The sequence below is a fragment of the Brevundimonas sp. genome, assembly GCF_032017145.1.
GTDB lineage: Bacteria > Pseudomonadota > Alphaproteobacteria > Caulobacterales > Caulobacteraceae > Brevundimonas.
The window spans coordinates 1-11,963 of sequence record NZ_DALZQC010000097.1 but is presented as its reverse complement, the minus strand read 5'-3'; the positions used below and the strand labels follow the sequence as shown (position 1 = coordinate 11,963).

Below are 11,963 nucleotides of genomic sequence, written 5' to 3'. Positions count from 1 at the left end.
CCAGGGCCGGCCGCCGCAGGGCCGAGCGCGCCAGGTAAAAGGCGCCGAACAGGAACAGCAGCACCGCCGCCAGATGCGGCAACACCCCCTCGATCCATTGGTCCAGCGCCAGGCCCGCCGCCACGATCAGCCCGCCGACCACCGCCGTCGTGGCGATATGGGCCAGGCCCGCCGCCGTCACGACCAGCAGGATGCGATGCGGCCGCCAGCCTTGCGCCCGTCCGACCAAAGTGAAGGGCAGCCAATGGGTCGGCAGGGCGGCGTGCAGGAAGGCCGCGACGAAGCCACCCCCCAGCAGGGACAAGAGCACGGACTGTTCGGCGCCGGGAGACATGAGGCGGCCTATAGCGTGTTACTTTATAACAGTCGAGCGAAATTCGACTCTTTACAGCCAGTCGGCGAACGGCTCGCGGTCCAGCATCTCTTCATAGGTCGGACGCGGGCGGATCACGGCCCACTGATCGCCGTCCACCAGCACCTCGGGGATCAACGGGCGGCTGTTGTATTCGCTGGCCATGACCGCGCCATAGGCGCCCGCCCCGGTGAAGACCACCAGATCCTCGGCCTCCAGCGGCGGCAGATCGCGGTCGCGCGCGAAGGTGTCGCCCGTCTCGCACACCGGCCCCACGACGTCATAGGCCAGGGCCTCGCCGCCACGCTGCGCCACCGGCCGGATATCGTGAAAGGCGTCGTACAGGGCGGGCCGCATCAGGTCGTTCATCGCCGCGTCTAGCACCAGGAACCGGCGCCCGTCCGAACGTTCGTTGACCTGGATCACCTGGCTCAGCAGAACCCCAGCGTTGGCGGCCAGCAGCCGGCCCGGCTCGAACGCCGCCTCGACGTCCAACCCGTTCAGCACCCGCGCGGCCATGGCGACATAATGGGCCGGCGACGGCGGCTCGACGCCGCCGGAATAGGGCACGCCAAGTCCGCCGCCCAGGTCCAGTCGCGTCACCGCATGACCCTGGCCGCGCAGGCCGCGCGTCATCTCGGCCAGGACAGTGAAGGCGGCCTCCAGCGGGGCCAGGTCGGTGATCTGGCTGCCGATGTGACAGGCCAGGCCGACCGGCGTGACATGGGGCGAGGCCGAGGCCTGGGCGTAGAGGTCCATCGCCTCGTCGACCGGCACGCCGAACTTGTCGCCCTTGCCGCCGGTGGTGATCTTGGCGTGGCCGCCCGCCCCCACATTGGGATTGACCCGAATGGCGATGGCCGGGGCCGCATCCATCATCGCCGCGACCGCGATCAGCCGGTCCAGCTCGGCCCCGGATTCGACGTTGATCTGACGCACCCCCACGCTGATGGCGAAGGCCATCTCGACATCGGTCTTGCCCACGCCGGAAAAGATGATCCGCTCTGCCGGCACGCCCGCCGCCAAAGCGCGCCGGATCTCGCCCTCGGACACTGTGTCGGCGCCGGACCCCAGCTTCGCCAGGGTGGCCAGGACCGAAAGGTTGGAGTTGGCCTTGACCGCAAAGGCGATCAGGGCCTCGCCCAGCGCGTCACGGTGCGCGTCGGCGGCGGCGCGCAGCAGGCCGTAATGCCGCTTCAGCGTCGCGGTCGAATAGACATACGCGGGCGTGCCCACCTCGTCGGCGATCAACTCCAGCGGCACGCCCTCGGCATGCAGGGCGCCGTCCTTCAGGTCGAAATGGTGCAAGGTCTATCGCGGATCGTTCTGGGCGGCGCCGGCGCCGATGGGGTTGGAGGGTCCGCCGTCGATCGGCAGGCTGCTGGACGGACGGTTTATCGTCGCAGGCTCCGGCAGATGCGGCGCGCGGCTGTCTCGCGGCGCCCGTTCTGTCTGGCGCACCGGCGATTCCAGATCGGCCATGCGGCCGCAGGCGGCGGTCAGGAGGGCGAGCGCGCCCACGAGAATCAGGGTCTTCTTCACAGGCGATCTCTCCAGTCGGCGATACGCGCCCGGACCTGTTCCGGCGCGGTTCCCCCATAGCTTTGGCGGCTCTGGCACGAAGCCTCGGCGGTCAGCACCTTGTAGACTGTTTCGGTGACGCCCGGCTCCAGTTTCTGCAGTTCAGCCAGCGGCAGTTGCGCCAGGTCCACGCCCAGCGCCTCCGCCTGCTTCACCGCCGCCCCCGTAACATGGTGCGCCTTGCGGAACGGCAGGTTCAGTTCTCGCACCAGCCAGTCGGCCAGATCGGTGGCGGTCGAGAAGCCTGCGCCGGCGGCCGCGGCCATCCGTTCGGTGTTGGGGCGCAAAGCGGCGACCATGGCCGTCATGGCGTTCAGGGCCAGGTCCAGCGCGTCGAACGCCTCGAACACCGGCGGCTTGTCCTCCTGCATGTCCTTGGAATAGGCCAGCGGCAGGCCCTTCATCACCGTGGACAGGGCCACCAGCGAACCCATGATCCGGCCCGTCTTGGCCCGCACCAGTTCGGCGGCGTCGGGGTTGCGCTTCTGCGGCATGATGGACGAGCCGGTGGTCAGGTCGTCGGGCAGGCTGGCGAAACCGAACATCGGCGTCATCCAGACCACGATCTCCTCGGCCAGGCGCGACAGATGGCCCGCCGTGATCGAGGCGGCGGCCAGGCTTTCCAGCGCGAAGTCGCGGTCGGATACGGCGTCCAGGCTATTGGCCATCGGTCGCTCGAAGCCCAGGTCCAGCGCCGTCATATGGCGGTCGATGGGGAAGGGCGAACCGGCGAGCGCGGCGGCGCCCAGCGGGCTCTCGTTCATGCGGGCGCGGGCGTCGGCGAAACGGCCCGCATCGCGCCCGAACATCTCGACATAGGCCATCAGGTGATGGCCCAGCGTGACCGGCTGGGCGGTCTGAAGATGGGTGAAGCCCGGCATCAGGTCGCCGGCATGCTGTTCCGCCCGGTTCAGCAGGGCGGTCTGCAACGCCTTCAACTGGGCGACGGAGCGGTCGCAGGCGTCGCGGACCCACAGGCGGAAGTCCAACGCCACCTGATCGTTGCGGCTGCGCGCCGTATGCAGACGGCCCGACGGTTCGCCGATCAGCTCGTTCAGCCGCGCCTCCACATTCATGTGGATGTCCTCGAACTGGTCGCGGAAGGGGAAGGTCCCGTCCAGGATCTCGGACTCAATGGCGTCCAGTCCGCCCAGAATGGCGTCGGCGTCAGCCTGTTGAATGATCCCCTGCTTGGCCAGCATCCGGCAGTGGGCCCGCGAACCGGCCAGATCCTGACGCCACAGACGCTGATCCACGCCGATGGAGACGTTGATGGCCTGCATGATCTCGGCCGGGCGCGACGAAAAGCGTCCGCCCCACATGTCTTGACCCGTCGGCTTCACCGGCGCAGTCGAACCGGCGGATGACGTGGCGTCGGCAGGAGTGGAGTGGGTCATGAGCGGCTCTAGAAAGGCGATCTGGGCGATAATCGGCGCGGTCGTGGTGGTCAGCACCATCGCCGGCGTCGGCGGCATGGCGATGTCGCTATACGCCAATCATCGTCAGGACGCGCAAGTGCAAGAGGCCGCAAACGCCAATGCGACGCCGAAAAGCGACCTGGCGCGCTTCGCCGTCGGCTCGTTTTCCACCCTGTCCACCCCGACCGACCACGCCCCGGCGCCCGAATACGCCTTTCGCGACCGCACCGGCACGGCCGCCCGCTTCTCGGCCTTTCACGGCAAGGTGGTGGTGGTGAACCTGTGGGCGATGTGGTGCGCGCCGTGCAAGGCCGAGATGCCGACCCTCCAGGCGCTGGCGAAAGCCTATGCGGCCAACGAGGATCTGGTGGTCCTGCCCATCAACGTCGACGCCACGCCGGACGCGGCGGCCGAGGCCAAGCGCTTCCTCGACAACCACGCGCCTCTTCCCTTCTACAGCGACGCCAAATTCCAGCTGCCGTTCGAGTTTCCGGGAAAGGGCGCCATGCCGCAGACCATCCTGCTGGATCGCGAAGGCCGCATCCGCGCCGTCAAGACGGGCGAGGCCGACTGGTCCGGCCCCGAAGCGCGCGCGCTGATCGACGCCCTGCTGGCGGAAGGCCCCAAGCCGCAATAAGACCCGCCGCCTGACCGGGCAGGATCAGTTCTTGGCCGGAACCCGCGTATCGGTCGCCGGGTCGATGGCGCCGGGCTTGCCTTCGGCGGCGGCCTGTGCCTGCTCGTTCTCCAGCTTGTCGGCGACCTTGCCCGCGCCGCTCTCCACCGCCTGAGCGGCCTTCATCGCCCCGCCCTCGATCACCTCGCCGGCCTGGGAGGCGGCGCTGGCGGTCTTGTCGGCGGCGGCCTCGGCATTAACCTCGGCCTTGTCCTGCTCGGCCTGGGTGCAGGCGGCGGCGCCCAAGGTCAGAACGGCGGCGGCCGCCATCAGGGCTGTGGTGCGGATCGTCACGGCGTCTCTCCAGTCAAGGTCGAAAGCTCGACCGTAAACGCAGGATGGAGGCGCAGGTTGCAGCGAAAGAGGTGGTGACTGGAGGCGGGATCGAACCGCCGACCTGTGGGTTATGAATCCACCGCTCTAACCATCTGAGCTACCCAGTCCCGGGCGTCGCGGGGCCGGGGCCAGCCGCGAAGGAGGCGTGCCTATATCGCCGTCGGGCGTCGGGTTCAAGTCGTCTTGGGCCAGATCGTGCGGAGCCGGATCATGCGGCGATAGGGCGCAGGATATCCGCCGGCCGGAACGGTGACGATGGGCCGCCGTTTTCGACCGATACGTCCCCTAACCTTTTCGGAGCCTGCGCCATGCGCCTGATCGTCGCCGCCGCGTCCACCTCCCTGCTCGTTCTCGCCGCCGCCTGCGGGGCCAGCGGCGAAAGCGCGTCCGCGCCTCAGGCCCAGGCGGGCGCACCGCTGGAGACGCGCCCGGCCAACAATCCCGACCAGCGACCGGCCTTCGACGGTCAGACCCGCGCGCCGGGCGTGAAGACGGAGCAGGCCATGAGCCATGCCGTCGTCGCCTCGGGCCTGGTGCATCCCTGGGGGCTCGCCGCTTTGCCGGACGGTCGCTGGCTGGTGACGGAGAAGCCCGGCCGACTGCGCATCGTCACCGCCCAAGGGCAGATCAGCGAGCCGGTCGCGGGCCTGCCCGCCGTAGATGCGCGCGGCCAGGGCGGCCTGCTGGACGTGATCGTCGGCCCCGGCTTCGCCCAGGACCGCATGATCTACTGGAGCTACGCCGAGCCCCGCCAGGGTGGAAACGCCACCTCTGTCGCGCGCGGGCGGCTGTCGGACGACGGATCGCGGGTGGAGAACGTCCAGGTCATCTTCCGCGCCCTGCCGGTCTATGACGGCGACAAGCATTTCGGCTCGTCCCTGGCCTTCGATCCCGCCGGGCATCTGTTCGTCACCCTGGGCGAGCGCTCCGACAAGCCGATGCGCCCCCAGGCCCAGGACCTGGGCTCCCACATGGGCAAGACCATTCGCATCAACGCCGACGGCTCCGTGCCCCGGGACAATCCCTTCGTCGGCCGCGCCGGCGCCCTGCCCGAGATCTGGAGCCTGGGGCACCGCAACGTCCAGGGCGTCGCCGTCCAGCCGGGAACCGGCGCCGTCTGGACCGTCGAGCACGGCACGCGCGGCGGGGACGAGGTCAATATCGACAAGGCCGGCCTGAACTACGGCTGGCCCGATGCGGCTTACGGCGTCGAATATGCGGGCGGCCGGATCAACACCGGCGCCACCCAGGCGCCGGGCACGGAGCAGCCCGTCTATTACTGGGATCCGGTCATCGCGCCGGGCGGGGCGACCTTCTATCAGGGGGCCATGTTCCCCGGCTGGGACGGAAACCTGCTGGTCGCGGGCCTGAAGGAAAAGCACATCGCCCGTCTGGTGATCCAGAACGACCGCGTGGTCGGCGAGGAGCGCCTGCTGACCGATCTGGACGAGCGCATCCGCGACGTGGCGGTCGCCGCCGACGGTTCGGTCTGGGCCATTACCGACGAACAGAACGGCAAGCTGGTCAGGCTGGCGGCGGCGCGCTAGGGTTTGATCGCCAGGGGGCGAAGCCGGGGCGCGCGCGTCCCCAAGGGAGCAACCGAGCCATGCGTATCCTGATCCTCTCCGCCGCCCTCGCCCTGCCGCTGCTGGCGGGCTGCGGCACGACCGGCGGGACCAACACCTATCAGCAGGAGCTGGATACGCTGGAGGCGGCCTGCACCCGCGACCAGGGCATACTGACGCCCACCGGCCTTCAGACGGGTCGGCCGCAGACAGAATACGCCTGCAAGATCACCGGCGGCGCGACCCGGATTCCCCGCGCCAACTGAATCTCTGAGGCCGAAGCGGCGTCTTCGGCCCGACATCCTGTCACGACGACGTTGGACAGGCCCAGCCCTGGCGCGCCTTCACGCGGCTTGTTACTTGACGTTGACGTAAACGTAGGGTTCTTGGCGTCCGAGCTTAGACCCGTCCTTTATCGGAGACGTATCCTCATGGCTGACGCCTATATCTATGACGCCGTCCGCACCCCGCGCGGCAAGGGCAAGAAGGACGGCTCGCTGCACGAGATCACCGGCCTGTCGCTGGCCTCCCAGGTTCTGGAAGCGCTGCGCGACCGCAACGATCTGGACACCTCCAAGGTGGACGACGTGATCCTGGGCTGCGTGACCCCGGTGGGCGAACTGGGCGCCGATGTCGCCCGCACCGCCGTCCTGACCGCGGGCTGGGCCCAGACCACCGCCGGCGTCCAGATCAACCGCTTCTGCGCCTCGGGCCTGGAAGCCGTGAACATGGCCACCGCCAAGGTGAAGTCCGGCGAGGCCGATTTCGCCGTCGGCGGCGGGGTCGAGGTCATGAGCCGCGTGCCGATGGGGTCGGACATGGGGGCCTGGCCGACGGATCCGTCCTCGGCCTTCCCCAGCTATTTCGTGCCGCAGGGCGTGTCGGCGGACATGATCGCCACGAAATACGGCTTCAGCCGCGACGACGTGGACGCCTATTCGGTCGAGAGCCACAAGCGCGCCGCCAAGGCCTGGGCCGAGGGCCGGTTCAAGAACTCGGTCATTCCGGTCAAGGACCAGCTGGGCCTGACCATCCTGGATCACGACGAGACCGTGCGTCCGAACTCGGACATGCAGACCCTGGGCGCACTGAACCCCTCCTTCGCCATGATGGGCGAAATGGCCTTCGACGGGGTGATTAACCAGCGCTATCCCGAGGTCGAGCGTGTCAACCACGTCCACACGCCAGGCAACTCGTCCGGCATCGTCGATGGTTCGGCCGGCGTGCTGATCGGTTCGCTGGAAGCCGGCCAAGCCCTGGGCCTGAAGCCGCGCGCCAAGATCCTGGGCGGCGCCTCCATCGGCTCGGAGCCGTCGATCATGCTGACCGGCCCTGAGTATGTGACCCGCAAATTGCTGGGCAAGCTGGGCATGACGCCCGACGACATCGACCTGTGGGAGCTGAACGAGGCCTTCGCCGCCGTCGTCCTGCGCTATATGCAGGCCCTGAATATCGACCACGCCAAGATGAACGTGAACGGCGGCGGCATCTCGATGGGTCACCCGCTGGGCGCCACCGGCGCCATGATCACCGGCATCGCGCTTGACGAGCTGGAACGCTCCAACAAGTCGACCGCCCTGATCACCCTCTGCATCGGCGGCGGCATGGGCACCGCCACCGTCATCGAACGCGTCTGATCCGGGAGCGAATGAATATGGAAAACTTCAAGATCGACGTCGACGCCGACGGCATCGCCCTGGTCACCTTCGACGTGCCGGGCCGTTCGATGAACACCCTGACCGGCAAGGTGATCGCTGAGGTCCCGCAACTGGTCGAACGCATCAAGACCGATGACGCCATCAAGGGCGCGGTCATCACCTCGGGCAAGGCGTCGGGCTTCTGCGCCGGCGCGGACCTGGGCGACATGGCGTCCGGCATGCTGGCGGGCGGCGGCGACCTGCAAAAGGCGTTCGACGCCGGCTGGATGCTGAACGGCGCCTTCCGCGCGCTGGAAACCTCGGGCAAGCCGATTGCGGCGGCCATCAATGGCCTGGCGCTGGGCGGCGGGGTGGAGTTCACCCTGGCCTGCCACTATCGCGTGGTCGAGAACGACAACAAGATTCAGCTGGGCCTGCCCGAGATCAAGGTCGGCCTGTTCCCCGGCGGCGGCGGCACCCAGCGCCTGACGCGCCTGGTCGGCGTCCAGAACGCCATGATGGCCATGAGCGAGGGCAAGTCCTTCCGCCCCAACGACGCCAAGGGCGCCGGCATCGTCCATGAGGTGGTCGAGAAGGGGCAAGGCGTCGAGGCCGCCAAGGCCTGGATCAAGAACAGCGGCAAGGCCGTGCAGCCGTGGGACGAGAAGTCCTTCAAACTGCCCGGCGGCGGCCCCTTCCATCCGGCAGGCATCCAGAACTTCATGGTCGGCAACGCCATGCTGCGCAAACAATCCTACGGCAATTATCCGGCCGTGGTGAACCTGATGAAGGCCGTGTTCGAAGGAACCCAGGTGCCGATGGACGCGGCCCTGCGCATCGAGACCCGCTACTTCATCAAGACCCTGATGACGCCGCAGGCCCAGGCCATGATCCGCTCGCTGTTCCTGTCCAAGCAGGAGCTGGACAAGGGCGCCGTGCGCCCGGCGGGCGTTCCCAAGTCCGATCCCAAGAAGGTCACGGTCATCGGCGCCGGCATGATGGGCGCGGGCATCGCCTATGTGCAGGCGATGGCCGGTATCGAGACCATCCTGATCGACCAGACCCAGGAGGCCGCCGACAAGGGCAAGGCCCATGTCGAGGAACTGCTGAAGAAGCGTCTGTCGCGCGGTCAGCTGACGCAGGAGAAATACGACGCCCTGCTCGGCTCCGTCACCGCGACCACCGACTACGATCTGATCAAGGGGTCGGACCTGGTCGTCGAGGCCGTGTTCGAGAACCGCGAGATCAAGGCCGATGTGACCAAGCGCGCCGAGTCGCAACTGGCCGAGGGCGCCGTGTTCGGCTCCAACACCTCGACCCTGCCGATCACTGGTCTGGCCGAGGCCTCGGTGCGGCCTGCGGACTTCATCGGCATCCACTTCTTCTCGCCGGTCGACAAGATGATGCTGGTCGAGATCATCCTGGGCGAAAAGACGGGTCAGGCCGCCATCGCCAAGGCCCTGGACTATGTGCTGAAGATCAAGAAGACGCCGATCGTCGTGAACGACAGCCGCGGCTTCTACACCTCGCGCTGCTTCTCCACCTTCCTGATGGAGGGGATGGCGATGCTGGAGGAGGGTTACGGCCCGGCCCTGATCGACAATGTCGGCCGCATGACCGGCATGCCGCGCGGCCCGCTGGAGATGCACGACGACGTCGCCCTGGACCTGTCCTACAAGATCGCCAAACAGACGGCGCTGGACCTGGGCGACAAATATGTCCCGTCGGAAGGCGCCGACATCGTCGCCAAGATGGTCGAGGGCGGACGTTTCGGCCGCAAGAACGGCAAGGGCTTCTACGACTATGACAGCAAGCCCAAGACGCTGTGGAAGGGTCTGTCCGAACTGGCGCCCGTCACCAAGGGCATCGACCAGCCGGAAGAGCCGACCGCCTTCGCCCAGATCGACGAGCTGAAGACGCGCCTGCTGTATCGCCAGGCCGTCGAAGTGGCCCGCTGCTGGGAAGAGGGCGTCATCGACGACCCGCGCGAAGCCGACCTGGGCGCCATCCTGGGCTGGGGCTTTGCGCCCTGGACCGGCGGCCCGATCAGCTTCATCGACGGCATCGGCCTGGCCAAGTTCGTCGAGACGGCGGACCGTCTTGCGGCGTCGTACGGCGACCGTTTCAAGGTCCCGCAGCTGCTGCGCGACATGGCCGCCAAGAACGAGACCTTCTACGGCAAGTTCGCCCCGGAGAAGGCCGCCGCCTGATCGGCCGCGGACAGCGTTGACCTAAGGAACGGGCGGCCTTCGGGTCGCCCGTTCTCGTTTCAGCGCCACCTCTTCCGCTCATCCCGGCGAAAGCCGGGACCCAGTTCTGTCGCTCAGCAGTGCGTTGGATCGATTGCGCGGGCCAATGCACAAGCCGGATATCCCAAAGCACTGGGTCCCGGCTTTCGCCGGGATGAGCGGATAGGTTGAACAATCGAACTCAAGTCCCACGAACCCTGCTAATCCAAAAAAGAAAAAGACCCGCTCGACGCGAGGTCGAGCGGGTCGCTCCGCCGCCCTTCGCGGGGTCGGTGGCGGGTCGCTAGGGGCGACGGAGTAGCGGTGAAAAGACCGGGCCGCAGCCGAAGCGAACGCTCGAAGTCCGCCTGGCCGCCGCCGGCCCTTGCCTGGCGTCAGCCTTCCAGATCCTGGCCTTCGTCCGGCTCGGGGGCGCCCAGCATGTCGTCGGCGATCTTGTTGGTGGACTGGCGCACGGCCTTTTCGATGGAGGCGGCGATGTCGGGGTTCTGTTTCAGGAACTCGCGCACATTCTCGCGGCCCTGGCCGATCCGGGTGGAGTCATAGCTGAACCAGCTGCCCGACTTCTCGATCACCCCGGCCTTGACGCCCAAGTCGATGACCTCGCCCAGTTTGGAGATGCCCTCGCCATACATGATGTCGAAGATGACCTCGCGGAACGGCGGGGCGACCTTGTTCTTGACCACCTTGACCCGGGTGGTGTTGCCGACCACCTCGTCGCGGTTCTTGATCGCACCGGTGCGGCGGATGTCCAGACGCACCGAGGCGTAGAACTTCAGCGCATTGCCGCCCGTCGTCGTCTCGGGGCTGCCGTACATGACGCCGATCTTGTGACGGATCTGGTTGATGAACAGGACGATGCACTTGGACTTGGAGATGGAGGCCGTCAGCTTGCGAAGCGCCTGGCTCATCAGGCGCGCCTGCAGGCCCGGCAGGCTGTCGCCCATCTCGCCCTCGATCTCGGCGCGCGGGGTCAGGGCGGCGACGGAGTCCACGACCACGATGTCCACAGCCCCCGAACGGACCAGGGTGTCCACGATCTCCAGCGCCTGTTCGCCGGCGTCCGGCTGAGACACCAGAAGATCGTCCAGGTTCACGCCCAGCTTCTGGGCATAGACAGGGTCCAGCGCGTGTTCGGCGTCGACGAAGGCGGCGACCCCGCCTTTTTTCTGCACCTCGGCGACCGTGTGCAGGGCCAGGGTGGTCTTGCCCGACGATTCGGGGCCGAACACCTCGATCACCCGCCCGACCGGCAGGCCGCCGATGCCCAGCGCCATGTCCAGGCCCAGCGAGCCGGTCGAGACGCTCTCGATCTCGTTCACCTGCCCGGCCTTGCCGAGTTTCATCACCGAGCCCTTGCCGAAGGCGCGATCGATCTGCGCGATCGCCGCCTCCAGGGCGCGCTGCTTGTCGCCGTCGTCCTTGCCCACCAATTTCAATGCCGCCTGCGAAGCCATTGCCTTCGTCTCCCTTGCCATGATTCCCGTCATTAAGCTTGGGAGAGACCCGCCTGGACCCGCCCCCGTTTCGTGAGGGGGACTATGTGCATGGTTTGTTCTTGTTCACAAGATGTTCTCTCGATCAAAACGAGAACATCAAACGAGTCACGACCGTTTCTGACGCATTCGGCCTAGGTGATCATTCGCGCGCCCAGCCCTGCGACCATTCCCGCCAAGACCAAGACGGCTGCAATCAGGCTCAGTTTCCGCGCTCCATCGTCTGCGCCCGGCGACAGCGGTCGGGCCAGAAGCACGATCAACAGCGCGATCACGCCCAGCACGCCTGGAAGGTCCATGCCGACCCCCAAAAACACGCCGTGCGCCTGAACCAGCAGCCATCCGCCGACCACGGCCGTCGCCAACGCCGCCGGCACCAGGGCGGTCCAGGTCGTCAGGCGCGTGGAGATCAGGGCGGTGGCCGCAGCCGTCATGGCGGCGATCAGGGCGGGCCAGATCAGCAGAAAGGCCGCCTCGGGCGCCACGGCCTGGACGGCGACGCCCAGAACCAGCACAAGCCCGATCAGTCCCAGCCACCCGCCCCAAGGCGTCTCCTTCGCCGCGCGCGGCCACAGGCTGAGGCCGATGGCGACGGCCGCCGCGACCAGCACGACCGGATCGACCCCCGCCAGGGCGGTCGTCAACGCCGCCGC

10 protein-coding genes, 1 tRNA gene and 2 pseudogenes are annotated in these 11,963 nt (G+C 67.6%); 5 read left to right on the top strand and 8 right to left on the bottom strand.

What is annotated here, in order from left to right; translation table 11 throughout:
- The 4 genes and pseudogenes from RTU05_RS14105 to argH all read right to left on the bottom strand — a co-directional run.
- Window positions 1-310, bottom strand: a pseudogene (locus RTU05_RS14105) (hypothetical protein); the annotation flags it as partial.
- Between the two features lie 75 nt (window positions 311-385).
- On the bottom strand, window positions 386-1,660 hold the full coding sequence (gene lysA, locus RTU05_RS14100) for a diaminopimelate decarboxylase (protein ID WP_312598988.1): 1,275 nt from the start codon (window positions 1,658-1,660) through the stop codon (window positions 386-388).
- Window positions 1,661-1,663: 3 nt separating this feature from the next.
- Complete coding sequence (locus tag RTU05_RS14095; RefSeq protein ID WP_312598987.1) at window positions 1,664-1,894, bottom strand: hypothetical protein; 231 nt, start codon at window positions 1,892-1,894, stop codon at window positions 1,664-1,666.
- Window positions 1,891-3,330 (bottom strand): argininosuccinate lyase, encoded by a 1,440-nt coding sequence (gene argH / locus RTU05_RS14090; protein WP_409411631.1) that lies wholly within the window; start codon window positions 3,328-3,330, stop codon window positions 1,891-1,893. Before argH ends, RTU05_RS14095 begins: the two co-directional genes overlap by 4 nt.
- On the opposite strand from argH, the gene RTU05_RS14085 reads away from it, so the two are divergent.
- Window positions 3,329-3,988, top strand: coding sequence for a TlpA disulfide reductase family protein (locus RTU05_RS14085; RefSeq protein WP_312598986.1), 660 nt, complete (start codon window positions 3,329-3,331; stop codon window positions 3,986-3,988). The two genes, argH and RTU05_RS14085, sit on opposite strands and share 2 nt — an antisense overlap.
- Before the next feature lie 24 nt (window positions 3,989-4,012).
- Here the strand turns inward: RTU05_RS14085 and RTU05_RS14080 are convergent, their stop codons facing one another.
- Both RTU05_RS14080 and RTU05_RS14075 read right to left on the bottom strand, forming a co-directional pair.
- Window positions 4,013-4,321, bottom strand: a complete 309-nt coding sequence (locus RTU05_RS14080) for a hypothetical protein (RefSeq protein ID WP_312598985.1) — start codon at window positions 4,319-4,321, stop codon at window positions 4,013-4,015.
- Between the two features lie 72 nt (window positions 4,322-4,393).
- A tRNA-Met gene (locus RTU05_RS14075) sits at window positions 4,394-4,470 on the bottom strand.
- Between the two features lie 201 nt (window positions 4,471-4,671).
- Here RTU05_RS14075 and RTU05_RS14070 point away from each other — a divergent pair.
- The 4 genes from RTU05_RS14070 to RTU05_RS14055 all read left to right on the top strand — a co-directional run bounded on the left by RTU05_RS14070 (window position 4,672) and on the right by RTU05_RS14055 (window position 9,775).
- Window positions 4,672-5,910, top strand: a complete 1,239-nt coding sequence (locus RTU05_RS14070) for a PQQ-dependent sugar dehydrogenase (protein WP_312598984.1) — start codon at window positions 4,672-4,674, stop codon at window positions 5,908-5,910.
- 59 nt (window positions 5,911-5,969) lie between these two features.
- Window positions 5,970-6,194: a hypothetical protein gene (locus tag RTU05_RS14065; protein ID WP_312598983.1), complete on the top strand. Its 225-nt coding sequence runs from the start codon at window positions 5,970-5,972 to the stop codon at window positions 6,192-6,194.
- 165 nt (window positions 6,195-6,359) lie between these two features.
- Entirely contained in the window at window positions 6,360-7,565 is a 1,206-nt protein-coding gene (locus tag RTU05_RS14060) for an acetyl-CoA C-acetyltransferase (RefSeq protein ID WP_312598982.1), read from the top strand.
- Between the two features lie 17 nt (window positions 7,566-7,582).
- Entirely contained in the window at window positions 7,583-9,775 is a 2,193-nt protein-coding gene (locus RTU05_RS14055; protein ID WP_312598981.1) for a 3-hydroxyacyl-CoA dehydrogenase NAD-binding domain-containing protein, read from the top strand.
- A 413-nt stretch (window positions 9,776-10,188) separates the two neighbouring features.
- Here the strand turns inward: RTU05_RS14055 and recA are convergent, their stop codons facing one another.
- A complete protein-coding gene (gene recA, locus RTU05_RS14050) occupies window positions 10,189-11,271 on the bottom strand; it encodes a recombinase RecA (RefSeq protein ID WP_312598980.1) in 1,083 nt (360 codons plus the stop codon).
- Window positions 11,272-11,444: 173 nt separating this feature from the next.
- Window positions 11,445-11,963, bottom strand: a pseudogene (locus tag RTU05_RS14045) (peptidase M20); the annotation flags it as partial.

What these genes read in the sequence shown, in the direction of transcription:
- RTU05_RS14085 (WP_312598986.1), top strand. Translation starts at nt 3,329, where the DNA reads ATGAGCGGCTCTAGAAAGGCGATCTGGGCGATAATCGGCGCGGTCGTG.
- argH (WP_409411631.1), bottom strand. Translation starts at nt 3,330, where the DNA reads ATGACCCACTCCACTCCTGCCGACGCCACGTCATCCGCCGGTTCGACT.
- RTU05_RS14070 (WP_312598984.1), top strand. Translation starts at nt 4,672, where the DNA reads ATGCGCCTGATCGTCGCCGCCGCGTCCACCTCCCTGCTCGTTCTCGCC.
- RTU05_RS14065 (WP_312598983.1), top strand. Translation starts at nt 5,970, where the DNA reads ATGCGTATCCTGATCCTCTCCGCCGCCCTCGCCCTGCCGCTGCTGGCG.
- RTU05_RS14060 (WP_312598982.1), top strand. Translation starts at nt 6,360, where the DNA reads ATGGCTGACGCCTATATCTATGACGCCGTCCGCACCCCGCGCGGCAAG.
- RTU05_RS14055 (WP_312598981.1), top strand. Translation starts at nt 7,583, where the DNA reads ATGGAAAACTTCAAGATCGACGTCGACGCCGACGGCATCGCCCTGGTC.
- recA (WP_312598980.1), bottom strand. Translation starts at nt 11,271, where the DNA reads ATGGCTTCGCAGGCGGCATTGAAATTGGTGGGCAAGGACGACGGCGAC.